This is a genomic window from Streptomyces montanisoli (genome assembly GCF_017813245.1).
Lineage (GTDB): Bacteria > Actinomycetota > Actinomycetes > Streptomycetales > Streptomycetaceae > Streptomyces > Streptomyces montanisoli.
In genome coordinates this window covers 75,868-90,210 of sequence record NZ_JAGIQL010000004.1, presented here as the reverse complement: position 1 = coordinate 90,210, position 14,343 = coordinate 75,868, and the positions used below count along the sequence as shown (strand labels likewise).

Genomic DNA, 14,343 nt, shown 5'->3' with positions numbered 1-14,343 from the left:
GTGACCAGCGCGTCCCCGCCGCGCGGTGCTCCTCGCGCCCGCGCGGGACCGCGGCGTCGCGGGTCTACAGCGCCGCGACGCGCACCCCCGCGTAGGCGATCGCCGCGACCAGCGCCCAGGACGCGACGCCGAGCACCAGGCTGCGGCGGCCCGTGCGGAAGAGCGCGGGCAGGTGGATGCCGGTGCCGAGCCCGAAGAGCGCCGCCACCAGCAGCACGGACTGGACCGACTTCGCGTCCGCGAGGACGCGCGGGGACAGCAGCCCGGTGCTGGTCACGGCGATGGCCAGCAGGAATCCGGCCACGAACAGCGGCACGGGCGGCGGCATGCGGCGCTTGGCGTGCGGCTCCTCGGCAAGGTCGCCCACCCCTCCCGCGGGGACGAGGACCCGCTGACGGCGGCGCACGGCGAGACCGACCGAGGCGACCAGCGGCGCGAGCAGCACCACGCGCGTCAGCTTCACCACGACGGCGGTCGTCAGCGCCCCCGGCACGCGCTGCGCCGTCGCGACCGTCTGGCCGACGTCGTGCACGCTCGCGCCGACCCAGGAGCCGAAGTCGGCGACGTTCAGCCCGAGCGGGCCGCGCAGGGCGGGCAGGACGGCGATCGCGAGCGTCCCGCAGAGAGTGACCAGCGCGACGGCGACGCCGGTGTCCTCCTCGTCGCCGCCGGCCACGGGCTCCATCGCGGCGACGGCGGAGGCGCCGCAGATGGAGAACCCGGTCGCGACGAGCAGGCCGCGCGCCGGCGACACCCCGAGCCACCTCGCCAGGACCTGCGTGCCGGTGAAGGTGACGGCGACGGTCACCGCGACCACCGCGAGGCCGCGCCCGCCGAGGTGGGCGAGTTCCGGCAGCGAGAGCTGGAGGCCGAGCAGCACCACGGCGCACCGCAGCAGCCGCTTGCCTGCGAGCCGCGTGCCCGCGTGCAGCACGGGCCGGTGCAGGTGCAGGTTGGTGACGAGCGCGCCGAGGATCACCGCGACGATGGACGGGTTGAGCGCGGGCACCCAGTGCGCCACCGCATACGCGACGACGGTGGCGGCGGCGGCCGCCGCGATACCGGGGGCCCAGGCGGGACGGGGCAGGGAGGTCTTCACGCCCTCCACCCTGCGCGGGGGCGCACGGGCCGGAGTAGTCTGCAATTGCTTGTGAGAGCCACAAGCAACGCTTGTCACTGAAAGACCGGCCCCTTGCTGAGCACGCACGTCCCCGACCTGATCGACCTCCAGATGCTGGCCTCCGTCGCCAGGACCGGCAGCCTCCGCCTCGCCGCCGCCGAACTCGGCGTGTCGCAGCAGGCGCTGTCCCAGCGCGTACGGGCGATGGAGGGGCGCGTCGGCATCTCGCTGCTGAGCCGCGGCCCGCGCGGCTCGCAGCTGACCGCGGGCGGCCGGCTCGTCGAGCAGTGGGCGTCGCGGGTGCTGGACGCGGCGGCCGAACTGGACGCCGGCATCACCTCGCTGCGCTCCGACCGGGCGGGCCACATCAAGGTCGCCGCGAGCCTGACCGTCGCGAGCCACCTGCTGCCCCGGTGGATGGTCGCGCTGCGCGACCAGCAGCGCCTGACGGGCAGTCCGGCGACCAACGTCGAGCTGGAGGCGAGCAACAGCGTGGCGGTCGCCGAGTCGGTGGAGCGCGGCACGGCGGACGTCGGGTTCGTGGAGGGCCCGCGCGCGCCGCTCGGCCTGCGCTCGCGCACGGTCGCCAGGGACGAGCTGCTGGTCGTCGTGGACCCCGCGCACCCGTGGGCGCGCCGCCGTTCGCCCGTCACCGCGGCGGAGCTGGCGGCGACGCCGCTCGTCATGCGCGAGGAGGGTTCCGGCACGAGGGAGGCGCTGGCCGCGGCGCTCACCGCGGCCGCGCCCGGCACGCCGCAGGCCGAGCCGGTGCTGGAGCTCGCGGGGACGGCGTCGGTCAAGTCCGCGATCGCCGCGGGCGCGGGCCCCGGCGCCCTGTCGTCGCTCGCCGTGGCGGACGACATCACGCTGGGCCGCCTGCACGCCGTGCCGGTGCGCGGCGTGGGTCTCGTGCGCGACCTGCGGGCGGTGTGGGCGGGCGGGCCGCAGCCCCCGCAGGGGCCGGTGCGCGACCTGATCGCGCTGGCGTCGCGGACGCGCTGACGGGCGGTACGGTGGCGCCGGTGCGCGGCGCCGGGCGTGGCGCGCCCGGCCCGCCGCACGCCCGGTACGTAAACGACCTTCGGCGCAGGTCGGACGCGCTGCGTCCGCCGCGGTGCCCGGAGCGATCTTCTGCGGTACGGTCGCCGCCTCGCCCCGTAGCGGCGCCCTCCACCCGCCGGGCGCCCCCGGCAGGAGGAGGCAACGCGATGGCGCTCAGGACGACCGGACAGGACGGCGGCACCGGCGAGGCCGCGCCGCCGCGCGCGCTGCGGGCCGCCGCGATCGGGCCGTGGAACGTGCTGGCCATCGCCATCTCCGCCATCTCGCCGACGACTTCGGTCTTCCTCGTCTACGGCTCGGGCATCTCGTCGGCCGGCACGGGCATCGTCTGGGCGTTCGTCATCGGCGCCGTCATCGCGCTCGCCATGTCGCTGTGCTACGCGGAGGTGGGCTCCGTGTTCCCGTCGGCGGGCGGCGCGTACGCGATCGTGCGCCGGGCGCTCGGGCCGGTGTTCGGCGGTGTGGCGGCCGTGCTGTTCCTGCTGCTCGGGCTGGTGTCGACGGCGTCGATCCTGGTGTCGTCGGCGACGTACCTGTCCTCGCTCGTGCCGGGCGGCCTGCCGGTCGGTCTTGTGGCGCTCGGCATGATGGTGCTGGTCACGGCGCTGTCGCTGGGGAAGATCGCACCGGCGAGCTGGGTCGCGGGCGCGATGCTCGTACTGGAGCTCGCCGTCGTGCTGGTCTTCACCGGCTTCGCGTTCGCCCACGCGTCGGGCGCGAACCACCCGTTCACGGCGCCGGCCGTGGCCGTCCACGACGGCACGCGGGGCGGCATGCTGACCGGCGTCGGCGCGGCGGGCATGCTCGCGGCGGTCGTCCCCGCGCTCTTCGCGTTCAACGGCTACGACTGGCCGCTGTACTTCGCGGAGGAGTCGCGCGGCACGCGCCGCGCGCTGCCCCGCGCCGTCGTCGTCGCGGCCGCCGTCGCCGTGGCCGTCGAGGTGGCGGCGGTAATCGCCGCGACGTACGCCGTGCACGACCTCGGCGCGACGGCGGCCGACGACTCGCCGCTCTCGCTGATCGCGCACCAGGTGATGGGCCCGACGGGCGCGACGGTGCTGATCGTGGGCGTGGTGATCGCGATGTTCGACACGGGCCTGGCCGCTAACCTCGGCTACGCGCGCGCCTATTACGCCGCGGCGCGCGACGGCATGCTCCCCGGCCCGCTCGGCCGCGTCTTCGGCCGGGTCTCGCGCGAGACGCGCGTGCCGGTGTGGGCGATCGCGTTCCTCTTCGTCGGCAACGGCGTGCTGTGCGTGTTCAGTTCGCTGGAGGACCTGATCACGTTCACCGGTGTGGTGATCGTGACGATGTACCTGCTGGTGGCCGTCTCCGCGCTGGTCTGCCGGGTACGCGACCGCTCGCTGCCCCGCGCGTTCCGCCTCCCGCTGTGGCCGCTGCCGCCGCTGCTGGCGATCGCGGGCGTCGCGGTGGCGCTCACCCAGCAGTCCCCCCGCGACCTGGCCATCGCCCTGGGCATCGCGGCGGCGGCCCTGGCCGGCTACGCCCTCTTCCGGCGCCGCCTCCCGGGGCGCCTGGACTGACGACATTCTTGGTGCCACCGATGAGTGGGGCGAGGCGCTCGTGGAACCCGCTCAACGCGTCGAGGCCGACGGCAGACTCTTCATTCACGACATCGCTGATACCGGTCAGCCATCCACGTCACGCGCCTCGTAACCACTGAGGCCCAGTGTGGCCAACGGTCCGGCGAACTGCCCCAGGTACCAGGCGATGTCCGTGATGGACGAGCCTTCCACCAGTTGCCGCCTGTAGATGGAGGGCGTGAAGGAGACCATCCTCCTTCCGGGGAAGAACAACATGGTCCCGCCCGTCGACGCCGCCTCGGAGAACAGAGAGATTCCCACATGCGTGGCGCCGGCATCGGACGAGTCGAGTTGCTCGACAATGAACTCGGCGTCTGCCGCCCCGCCCCGTTCCCAGTCGAAATCGTCGTCCTCGTCGATCAGGTAGGAGACTCCGAGCGGCTCACGCGGCGACCATCCGAAGGGCGACACCGCCCCTACCACGGCCGTGACGGTGACCGGATGGACGAAGTGGAAGTCGATGTCCGCTGTTCTCGACACAGTGCGCACCTGCCGTTAGGGGATGATTCGCCACGTGTAGCCCTTCTTGATGAGCCACGCCTTGACATTCTCGGGGATCGGATTCTCCGAAACGACCTCGAACCCCTTCCCGTTCTCGGTTGCGATGCGTCGCGCAGCCCCGAGGTTCGACTTGAACTTGGCCATGGTCGCAGGGCTTTCGTTCGCTCTCTCCCAGTACTGCCCTGACTTCGCTTCGTACCAGGTCTCTTGCCCTTCCTCACCGTCGAATGCGCCGTCGAACTGCCGACCCCCCGTGCTGAAGGGCTCCTTGCCGCCCAATCGGCCTTGCACGTACTTCTCGTAGGCGTCTCCCCGCAGCTGCGCGATTCGCCCCGGGGAGTCGGACTCGTCGGGTTCCCACGTGAAGCGATCGCCATCGCGTGCAGCCGTCTGGGCCAGTTCGTCGTCGAGTGTCTCGCCGACCTCCGTCGTCTCGGCGTCGACCGTCTCAATCTCCGGGACCGCAGTGGCCGCGGCATCCAGATCTGCTCCGACATCCGCGATGACGCTCGTCCCGATGTCCGCCACGGCTTCCTCCGCCGCGACCTCGACGCCGCCAAGGATCGCGCCCGCCTCAGCACCGTCCAGGGCGGCGGCCCCGGCATCGGAACCGCCTCCGGTGAACGGGGTGAGCAGTACGCCCACCGCGGTGGTGAGACCGACGAGGATGCCCGCGCCCGCGAGCTTGTGCTCGGTGCTGCTGTGTGCCTGGTCGATCGCGTGAGCGAACGCCTCACAAGCTTTGGCCAGTTGGTCGCAGGCGTGGTGTGCGGCCGACAGCGGTGCCTTCGTCGCCCCCGCGCCGTCCTGCCAGATCTTCGCCCAGAAGGCGGCCATCGCGTGGACCGAATCATCCGAGTTGTTGTCGGTCAGCGACTGCACCTGTCCGTGCAGGGAGCGGCCGAGTCCCTGGATAGCCTTCGAAGCGGTGCGGTAAGCGCCTGCCGCGTTTCGCAGCCTGTCCTGATGGCCGTTGGGCCAGTACTTGGCGATCACCGTGGGGACCGACGAATGGCCCGCTCCGATCGCGGACGGGGGGTCCGGGTACACCACATCCGTGAACACCCCGAGCGGCGGGAACAGTTTCGGCGCGCCCTTGCCTGCCTTGGGGTTGGAGTGGTGATCGGCCTTGAGGTAGTTGTTGGCCGTGGTCAGCAACGCGTCCGCCGACTGGCCGATCGCACGCGCGGCCGCCGAGACGGCATGGAACAGCGACTTGGCCGCCGGATCGTACGAGTGGCCGAACTTACGGCCGTACTCGTCATCGCCGGCCATGCCTCCATCGCCCTGGAGGGCGTCGTTGAGCGTGGTGGCGATGGTGTCGAGTTGCGTCTGGCCGGTGGCGAACTTGACTGCGACCGAGTCGAGGTCACCCGGGAACAGGTCGATGCTCTGACCACCGTCCGGCGATAACGGGTGGCTCAACGGCCGCCCCACATCGTCCTGTTGGCGGTCTTCGCCGACGAGTAGTTGCCGTGTGCCGTGCCCGCCGCCTTGTGCAGGGCGCGCAGGGCGCGGTGGAGTTCGGTGGACGCCTTGCGCCACTCCGTGTACGTCGTCTCGAACGCGCCCTTCGTCTCGCCCTTCCACTTCTCGGCGAGCCCCTTGACCACGCCGTCGAGCGTCTTCAGCTCGCGGTCCAGGTCGGTGGCGAGCGCTTCGAGTTCGGACTGGGCCTCCACCAGGGTCGTCAACGACACTCGCATCCTGCCGCTCTGCATGCCGGCTCCCCTCGACGCACGGTGGGACAGAGGTTCGAACACTGCCACGGACGCCCGTCCTCCACCGCGCCTGCCGTCCACTCTTGGCCCGGAGATGGTCTTCGCTTGGAGAAGTGATGACCCGTCCATGGGTGTTGTTATTCATCACTCGATGAATAACATGGTGGTACCGAGACGGAGAGACACGGACAGACGCGGAGGTGGTCACCACATGACCGAGACCGAGCACAGGCGGTGCGTCGTGGTCGGCGGCGGGCCCGCCGGGATGGTGCTGGGGCTGCTGCTCGCCCGCGCGGGCGTCGACGTCACCGTCCTGGAGAAGCACCCGGACTTCCTGCGCGACTTCCGCGGCGACACGATCCACCCGTCGACGCTGACGCTCCTCGACGAGCTCGGGCTCGGCGAGTGGTTCGCCGCCGTGCCGCACACCAGGGTCGGCCGCGTCACGCTCCCCCTCCGCGACGGCCGCACCATGACCGTGGCCGACGTGTCGCGCCTGCGGGTCCCCCACCCCTACGTCGCCATGGCGCCGCAGTGGGACTTCCTCGACCTGCTCGCCGACGCGGGCGCGCGCGAGCCCTCGTTCGACCTGCGGATGCGGCACGAGGTGACCGGCCTGCTGCGCGAGGGCGGCCGGGTCAGCGGGGTCGCGTACCGCAGGGCGGACGGCACGACCGGGCGGCTGCACGCCGGTCTCGTCGTGGCGGCCGACGGCCGCGGTTCGGTGACGCGGCACCACGCCGGGCTGCGCCCGAGGCAGTTCCAGGTCCCGGTGGACGCCTGGTGGTTCCGGCTGCCCCGGCACGGGGAGGAGGCCGAGGACCAGCTCATCCCCCGGATGGGAGGGCGCCGCTTCGCCGTCGCGCTCCCCCGCACCGGCTACTACCAGATCGCCTACCTCGCCCCGAAGGGCGAGGACGTACGGCGGCTCGGCATCGACGGGTTCAGGCGCGAAGTGGCTGCGGTCTGCCCCCAGTTCGCCGACCGGATGACCGAACTCGCCTCGCTCGACGACGTCAAATTCCTGGACATCAGGCTCGACCGGCTGCGCCAGTGGCACACCCGGGGCCTGCTGTGCATCGGGGACGCGGCACACGCCATGTCGCCGGTGGGCGGCGTCGGCGTCAACCTCGCGGTGCAGGACGCGGTCGCGGCGGCCGGCCTGCTCGCCGGACCGCTGTCACGTGGAACCACCGGCGAGGTGCAGGGCCGCGAGCTGGCGAAGGTGCGCGCACGGCGGCTGCTTCCCACCGTGGTCACGCAGTCCCTGCAACAGGCCCTGCACAGGGGGCTGATCCGTCCGGTGATGGAGGGCAGGCGTGAAGGCCCGCCGGCGGCCGTGGCCGACATGCTCGACCGCTTCCCCGCGCTGGCTGCCGCGCCCGCCTACGTGGTGGGCGTCGGCGTACGCCCCGAGCACGCGCCGGCCTTCGCCCGCCGGCCCCCGCTACCGCCGCGCACACCCCGCACGCCCCTCGCGGAGGACGCCGCCGGACGCTGACCGCCCCACGGCGGCTGCGTCACTCCCCGGCGGGTACGGCCTCCGGCTCCGAAGGCGCGGCATCCGGCCCGCCCGTCGCGATGCCGAGCGTCACCGGCGTGCCCTTCTCGATCGTGCGGCTCACAGTGCACTCCCGCTCCACCGCCGTCCGCATCGCCGCCGCCACGCGCTCGCGGGCGGCGGCGTCCAGGGACGACAGGTCGACGTCGAGCGCCACGTGCAGGGCGTCGTACTCGTGGCTTCCGGGGCGGCGGTCGTTGCCCGCCGTCGCGACGAAGGGCGCGTCCTCGCCCGAGCGGCGCACCACGAGCTCCTCGACGGTCACGGCGGCGCAGCCCGCGGCGGCGAGCTGCAGCAGCTCGCCCGGGGTGAAGGAGCCCTCGGCGCCCACCCGGCCGATCCGCACCGCGGCGCCGCGCGCGTTGTGCGCCGTGAACTCGTGCGATCCCGTCCGTTCGATCCGCAGCTCAGCCATGAGTGCTCCCGGGTCCCTTCCCTGCCGTGTCTGTGCCGTGTCTGTGCCGTGCCGACTGGTCACCGCCACCAACCGCCGGCGCTCGCGCTTTGTTCCGTGCACGCGGTGGGCCAGGCCCCACCTCGCCCACTCACCTGGTCTTTAGCCCTGCCTTCCGCTATTTTGTTCCCTTTGTGGTAGGTCCCTGGAATGAATCAGGACGACAGCGCGTTGGCGCTCCGTACGTCCCCGACCTGGAGCTCCCCCCATGGCATCCGAGGCCCCGATCCATCTGCGACGAACGCTGTCGGTCAAGGACCTGATCGTCTACGGCCTGCTGTTCATCGGCCCGACCGCGCCGATGGGCGTCTTCGGCGTGCTCGACGCCAAGAGCGGCGGGGCCACCGCGCTCGTCTTCGTCGTCGCCACGGTCGCGATGGGCTTCACCGCCTGGTCGTACGCGCGCATGTCGCGTGCGGTGCCGCGGGCCGGCTCGGTCTCCGCGTACGCGACGGCGGGGCTCGGCCGCTGGCCCGGCTTCTTCGCCGGGTGGATGGCGGGGCTCGACTACCTCTTCATCCCGGCCGTCGCGGCGCTCTTCACCGGCATCGCGACCCACTCCCTCGTGTCGGGCGTGCCGACGTGGCTCGCGACGGGCGTGGGCATCATCGTGTTCACGGCCCTCAACCTCGCGGGTGTCGGCATCGCCGCGCGCGTGGGCATGATCATGCTGGTCATCGAGGTGGTCGTGCTCGCGATGTTCATCGTCGGCGCGATCGTCGTCCTCGTGCACGACGGCCCGAGCAGGGGCTGGCTCTCCCCGCTGGCCAGTACGTCGAACCTGGCGATCGGCGGCGTGCTCGGCGCGGTCTCGGTGGCCGTGCTGTCCTTCCTCGGCTTCGACGCGATCGCGACGTTCGCCGAGGAGAACACCGGAAGCTCGCGGCAGGTCGGCAGGGCCGTGCTGTTCTGCCTGGCGCTCGCGGGCCTGCTGTTCGTGGCGCAGACGTACCTGGCCGACCTGGTCAGCGACGTCAGCCCGCAGCACCTGGCCGCGCACCCCGACGAGCAGGGCACCGCCTTCTACACGGTCATCAGGCACGCGATCGGCGGCTGGTTCGGCACGACGGTCAGCGCCGTCAAGGCGGTGGGCCCGGTGTTCTCCGCGCTGGTGGCGCAGGCCGCCGTGAGCCGCCTGATGTACGGGATGGCGAACCAGGGCCACCTGCCGTCCTGGCTCGGCCGCGTCAACCCGCGCACGCGCACGCCACGCACGGCGATCCTCGTGTCGGCGGCCGCGACGCTGATCCTCGCCATCTGGGCCGCGACGCAGCCCAACGGCCTCGACACGCTGTCGTCCATGGTGACGGTCGGCGCGCTGGTCGCGTTCGTGCTGCTGCACGCGTCGGTCTTCGGCTACTTCGTGGTGCGGCGCGAGACCAGGTCGAGCTCCGCGGGCGTCAGGACGGCGGCGACCGTCGTGCCGGCGCTCGGCGTGGCGATCATCATCGCGCTGCTGGTCAAGGCGAGCCACCTGGCCCTCGTCGTCGGCGCGTGCTGGCTGGCGGTGGGCATCGCCGTGGCGGTGGCGCGGTACGTGACGGGTCACCGGGGCGGCCCGTCGGACGACGTGCTGTCGCCACCGTCCGACGAGATGGACGCGCGGACGCCGTGAGGCGCGCGGGCTCCGTGAGGCGCGGGGCGCCACGCCTCACGGAGCCCGATGCGCAGGCCCTACTTGAAGGACCGGTGCGGCGCGGGCAGCACCACATGTGACGGCCCGTGCCAGGCGCGCGGCGCGGGCAGCCGGCCGAGCCGCCCGTCCCCGCCGACGATCGGCAGGGTGATCCCGCTGGCCGCGAGGTCCACGCTGACCGAGGCGCCGGTGGCGTGATCGCTCTGGATGTCGTCGTCCGTGCCGAGGAGCACGAGGCCCAGCCGGTGCCCGGCCTTGAACCGGTAGTCCTGCGGCAGCGTGTCCCAGCGGACGCGGTAGGACTTCCCCGGTTTCAGCGCGGACGGGTGGCTGAGCGAGTTCCGGTTCTGCGCGTCGATGTAGCCGCGCGCGACGACGTTGACGTCGGACGTCACGGTGTCGGTGACGACCTGCCGGTAGCAGGCGTCGTCGACGGCGGTGGACTCGCCGTGGCAGTCCTCGGTGGTCAGGGTCTTCACCCCGGCGCCGGGGCCGAGGTAGTTGACGCGGGTGTCGGTCCCGTAGTCCACGAGAAGCGCGCCGAGGTTGGCGGTCGGCTTGTCGAGGCTCACCTTGAGGCTGACATTCGGCGTGCCGGACACGCGTACGTCCCGGGGCAGCGGCGGGGTCGCGTAGGCGAGGCGGCCGGGCCGTGCGGCGGTCGGGTCGCTCACGGCGTCCGCCTCGGACAGCGCGGTGTCGGTGTAGGTGGCGGTGCCGGCGGACGGGGCGAGGCCGAGCGCGCCGTTCGCGCCGGGCCGCAGGGTGACGTCGGTGGCGTGCGGTGCGGGCCAGTCGGCCTGGGTGATCCACTGGTCGGGGCCGGTCTCCAGGTCGACGCGCGGCTGCTTCATGATGCCGTTGGGCAGGCGCCACAGCCAGTGGTCGAACCACTGGTGCAGGGTGTCGACCCACGCGTCGCGCCGGTAGTCGAACGGGTCGACGTGCCCGTACTGCGACAGCCACACCTTGCGCGGCACGTGGTGCGCGGCAAGACCGGCCCACCAGGTCGAGAACTGGTTGGGCTTGACGTTCATGTCGTTCAGGCCCTGGCTCGCGAAGACGGCGGCGTGCACCTTGCTCACGTCGGCGACGGAACCCGTACGGTAGTCACGCTCGTTCCAGAACGCGTTGTAGTCGCCGGTGGCGTCGTCCTGCCCGGCGGCCATGTCCTCGCGGACGGCGGCGCACTTGGCGGGCGGGTCGGTGTCGACGGTGTCGGCGAGGCCGTTCTCCTCGCCGCGCGCGAACAGCGTCCCGTTCATGCGGCTGTAGTCGTACCAGGAGCTGATGGCGGATATGGGCACCACCGTCTCCAGGCCCTTCACGCCGGTCGCGGCGACGGCGTTGGCGAGCGTCCCGTCGTAGGACTTGCCGATCATGCCGGTGCGGCCGTTCGTCCAGTCCGCCCTGACACGCTTGCCGTGCGCGTCGTACGCCGTGGCGCGGCCGTTCAGCCAGTCCACGACGGCCTTGCCGCCGAGCACGTCGGAGGCGCCGCCCGAGGTCGGGCAGCCGTCGGACTTCGTGGTGCCGTCCATGTCGACCTCGACGACGGCGTAACCGCGCGGCACGAAGTAGTTGTCGTAGTAGAGCGGGAACTTGGCCGGATCGCCATGGGCGTCGTACGTCTTGCGCTCGGACTCGTTGCCGCGTCCGAGGTTGTCGTAGTACGGGCTCTCGTCCATGATCACGGGCACCCGGAACCGGGGCCCGCTCTCCCTCGGCCGGATGATGTCGACCCTGATCAGGTCCTTCTTGCCGTCGCGGTCGGAGTCGACGCTCGACTGGACGTTCACGTGTTCGCGGATGGCGTCCTGGTAGGAGAAGACGGGCTGGGTGCCGTCGGCGGTGACCTTGATGGAAGGTTTCTGCGCCGCGTGGGCGGCGGGCAGGCCCGCCGTGCCGAGGGCTGCCGTGAGGGCGACCGAGACGAGGACTCTTCGGGTTCGCCGGGATGAGTTCCGCACGCACTACCTCCTGGGGGTTGGCGGGCGCACTCTCCCGCAGCCACCGCGTCCCCCACAAGCCCCATTCGCGCCAGGCGCCTCGGCTTCTCGGGGCGCCTCGGCTTCTCAGGGCGCCTCGCCTTCTCAGGGCGCGTCGATGCGTCCCGTGAACTCCTCCATGACTCTGGCCAGTTCGTCGGGGGCCTCCAGGGCGACGTAGTGGCCGACACCGTCGAGCGACGCCGAGCTCACGTCGCTCGACGCGGCCCGGGCCAGGGTGTCCAGCGTGAAGGAGCCGGCGCGGGCCCCGACCGCGAGAACGGGCGCGTTCAGGCCGGGTGTCCGGGCGAGGGCCATGATCTCGGAGCCCTCGCGCAGCATCGACCGGTAGAGGCCGATCGCGCCGCGCCATCCGCCGGGCCGCGCGTAGGTGCGGGCGAACTCGTCGATGTCGGCCGAGGTGATCGCTCCTGGAACCGCGCTCAGGGCCGGGAACAGGAACTCCTCCAGGAACGCGCGCTCGCGGCCGGTCAGCAGCATCTCCGGGACGCCGGGAGCGGCGAGGACCCCAATGTACCAGACGCCGCCGTGGGTGATGTCCGCCAGTGCCTCCATGCCGAAGCCGGGCAGGCCCGTCTCGATGGCGGTGAGGCTGAGGACGCCCTCCGGGTGCGTGGTGGCGAGGCGGAACACGCTCGCCCCGCTGATGTCCTGCCCGGTGAGGTGCACGGGGCCCACGCCCAGCCGGTCGATCAGCAGGTGCAGGTCCTCGGCCGTGGCGGCGCTGCCGTACGCGCCGGGCCCGTTGCCGGAGTCGCCGAAGCCGCGCAGGTCGACGGCGAACACGCGGTGGTGGGCGGCGAGCAGCGGGATGAGCCGGTGGAAGGACCACCAGGTCTCGGGGAACCCGTGGACGAGCAGGATCGGGGACCCGCCGGTCCCCGCCGCCACGTAGTGCAGCGTGGTTCCGTTCACGTCGGCACGGTGGTGGGTGACGCCCGGGATGGTCGCGCCGGCTGTGGTCGTGGTCGTCGTGGTCATCGCAGCTCCTCACTTGGACAACCGGGTTACCCATAATAGTCAACCAGGTTGTCCAGCTGCAAGGGCGCGATGCCCGGCCCTGCCGCACCCCGTACGCTGCTGCCATGTCCCGCTCCGGTGCCGATCTCGCGTTGCTGCTGCTCGGGGGCTTCCGTTCGCTGGTGGACGAGGCGACCGCCGAACTCGCCCGGCGCGGCCACCAGGACGTACGGCCCGTCCACGACTTCGCCATGCGCGCCATCGCCGCGGGCGCCGACGACGCCACGCGCCTCGGCCGCCGCCTGTCGGTCTCGAAGCAGGCGGCCGCGAAGACGGTCGCGGTCCTGCGGGAACGCGGATACGTGACGCGCGAGGCCGACCCCCTCGACGGCCGCCGCAAGCGCCTCCAGGTCACCGATCTCGGCTTCGAGGTGCTGCGCCAGGGCGAGGAGGTCTTCGACGAACTGCGCGAGCGCTGGGCGCGACGAATCGGCTCCGCGGAACTCGAGCGCATGGAAACGCACCTGACGACCCTGGCGGGCGCCTCCCCCGTCCGCTTCGACACCCCCGCCTGGATGGCCCGCGACCTCGGCGAGCCGTCCTAGTGGCTTGACTCGGATTGTCGAGCGCGTGATTGGTTCGCCGTCCGGTGCCCGTCATTCTGCCTCCAGGTGTGATCTCGACGGTGGCCGTGAGGGCGTCCTGGAGTGTTCGCACGCCTGCGAGCATGGGCGAGAGGGCGCCTCCCACCCCGCGCGTCTCCCCGCTCTTCCCGCTCTTCCCGCTCTTCCCGCTCTTCCCGCTCTTCCCGCTCTACCCGCCGTGGCCGGTCGCCTCGCCCGCCACGGCGGCTGCCGCGCGGACGAAGGCGGCCAGGGCTGGGGAGGTGGCGTGCTCGGGCCAGGCGAGGACGAGCGTGGTGGGCTCGGCATCATCGACTGGGACAGCGACCAGGTCGTCGCGGAGCTGGTCGCGGATGGAGGAGGGGAGGACGGCGACCATGCGGCGCAAGGCGATGAGGTGGAGAAGCTGCCCAAGATCGTGGACCTCGGGCCCGTGTGAGCCACCCCCAGGTGCGCCCGGCCAGCGCGGCAGGGTCTCTCCGGCGAGATCGTTCAGGCAGACCCGGGTACGGCCCGCGAGGCGATGCGAACTCGGCACCACGAGAAGTTGAGTCTCGGCCAGGAGGTCCTGGGTGTCCAGGCCGGTGAGGTCGGGGTGGGGGCGGTGAAGCAGGGCGGCGTCGGCACGGCCCTCCCGCAGGAGGATCTCACGCTCGCCGAAGCTGCACACCAGCTCGACCGGCAGCGCACCCGGCTCAGCCTGATAGGCGTCGAGGATCGCGGGCAGCAGGCCACCGTCGCCGCCCGGCTTGATGACCAGCACCAGACGCGGGTCGGCGCGGCTGGCCCGCCGGGTGCGGCGCGCCGCGGCCGACGCGGCGTCGAGCACCGTACGGCTCTCGCGGAGCAGGACGGCCCCCGCCTCGGTCAGTGCGACCCGGCGGCTGCCACGCTCCAACAGGGCTACGCCCAGCCGTCGTTCGAGCTGCTGAATGGCGCGGGAGAGCGGCGGTTGGGTCATCTCCAGCCGGGCGGCCGCCCGACCGAAGTGCAGTTCTTCGGCGACAGCGGTGAAGTAGACGAGCTCGCGGACCTCCAGTCTTTCCATACCCGCACGGTATCGCCGCATACCAGGTCGGTGTTGGAACTCCC

General features: G+C 72.2%; 13 protein-coding genes. 5 read left to right on the top strand and 8 right to left on the bottom strand.

The genetic code is table 11. The annotated features are described in order from the left end of the window. Positions 1-64: 64 nt before the first annotated feature. Positions 65-1,099 (bottom strand): YeiH family protein, encoded by a 1,035-nt coding sequence (locus JFN87_RS02465; protein ID WP_307865263.1) that lies wholly within the window; start codon positions 1,097-1,099, stop codon positions 65-67. A 93-nt stretch (positions 1,100-1,192) separates the two neighbouring features. Between JFN87_RS02465 and JFN87_RS02460 the strand changes: the two genes are divergently transcribed. Together JFN87_RS02460 and JFN87_RS02455 are read left to right on the top strand one after the other, a co-directional pair. Continuing rightward, a complete protein-coding gene (locus JFN87_RS02460) occupies positions 1,193-2,122 on the top strand; it encodes a LysR family transcriptional regulator (RefSeq protein WP_245178607.1) in 930 nt (309 codons plus the stop codon). 206 nt (positions 2,123-2,328) lie between these two features. Continuing rightward, positions 2,329-3,726, top strand: coding sequence for an APC family permease (locus JFN87_RS02455; protein ID WP_209338149.1), 1,398 nt, complete (start codon positions 2,329-2,331; stop codon positions 3,724-3,726). A gap of 105 nt (positions 3,727-3,831) precedes the next feature. Here JFN87_RS02455 and JFN87_RS02450 read toward each other — a convergent pair whose 3' ends face one another. The 3 genes from JFN87_RS02450 to JFN87_RS02440 are packed head-to-tail and all read right to left on the bottom strand — an operon-like array spanning position 3,832 to position 5,987. Beyond that, on the bottom strand, positions 3,832-4,266 hold the full coding sequence (locus JFN87_RS02450) for a hypothetical protein (RefSeq protein ID WP_209338148.1): 435 nt from the start codon (positions 4,264-4,266) through the stop codon (positions 3,832-3,834). Positions 4,267-4,281: 15 nt separating this feature from the next. Further along, entirely contained in the window at positions 4,282-5,712 is a 1,431-nt protein-coding gene (locus tag JFN87_RS02445) for a WXG100-like domain-containing protein (protein ID WP_209338147.1), read from the bottom strand. Continuing rightward, complete coding sequence (locus JFN87_RS02440) at positions 5,709-5,987, bottom strand: WXG100 family type VII secretion target (protein WP_209338146.1); 279 nt, start codon at positions 5,985-5,987, stop codon at positions 5,709-5,711. Before JFN87_RS02440 ends, JFN87_RS02445 begins: the two co-directional genes overlap by 4 nt. A gap of 232 nt (positions 5,988-6,219) precedes the next feature. Here JFN87_RS02440 and JFN87_RS02435 point away from each other — a divergent pair, with 232 nt between their 5' ends. Next, entirely contained in the window at positions 6,220-7,509 is a 1,290-nt protein-coding gene (locus JFN87_RS02435; RefSeq protein ID WP_209338145.1) for an FAD-dependent oxidoreductase, read from the top strand. Between the two features lie 19 nt (positions 7,510-7,528). Here JFN87_RS02435 and JFN87_RS02430 read toward each other — a convergent pair whose 3' ends face one another. Beyond that, the gene (locus JFN87_RS02430; RefSeq protein ID WP_209338144.1) at positions 7,529-7,984 is read right to left on the bottom strand and encodes an OsmC family protein; all 456 of its coding nucleotides are present in this window, start codon (positions 7,982-7,984) and stop codon (positions 7,529-7,531) included. A 247-nt stretch (positions 7,985-8,231) separates the two neighbouring features. Here JFN87_RS02430 and JFN87_RS02425 point away from each other — a divergent pair, with 247 nt between their 5' ends. Then, a complete protein-coding gene (locus JFN87_RS02425; RefSeq protein ID WP_209338143.1) occupies positions 8,232-9,638 on the top strand; it encodes an APC family permease in 1,407 nt (468 codons plus the stop codon). Between the two features lie 59 nt (positions 9,639-9,697). On the opposite strand, the gene JFN87_RS02420 is transcribed toward JFN87_RS02425, so the two are convergent. Both JFN87_RS02420 and JFN87_RS02415 read right to left on the bottom strand, forming a co-directional pair. Next, complete coding sequence (locus JFN87_RS02420) at positions 9,698-11,629, bottom strand: Xaa-Pro dipeptidyl-peptidase (protein ID WP_209338142.1); 1,932 nt, start codon at positions 11,627-11,629, stop codon at positions 9,698-9,700. Positions 11,630-11,752: 123 nt separating this feature from the next. Then, entirely contained in the window at positions 11,753-12,649 is an 897-nt protein-coding gene (locus JFN87_RS02415; protein ID WP_209338141.1) for an alpha/beta fold hydrolase, read from the bottom strand. Positions 12,650-12,753: 104 nt separating this feature from the next. Between JFN87_RS02415 and JFN87_RS02410 the strand changes: the two genes are divergently transcribed. Continuing rightward, positions 12,754-13,233 carry a MarR family winged helix-turn-helix transcriptional regulator gene (locus tag JFN87_RS02410; protein WP_209338140.1) on the top strand — a complete coding sequence of 160 codons (480 nt, stop codon included), beginning with the start codon at positions 12,754-12,756 and terminating at the stop codon, positions 13,231-13,233. 208 nt (positions 13,234-13,441) lie between these two features. Here JFN87_RS02410 and JFN87_RS02405 read toward each other — a convergent pair whose 3' ends face one another. Next, entirely contained in the window at positions 13,442-14,299 is an 858-nt protein-coding gene (locus JFN87_RS02405) for a LysR family transcriptional regulator (RefSeq protein ID WP_209338139.1), read from the bottom strand. Between the last annotated feature and the right edge of the window lie 44 nt (positions 14,300-14,343).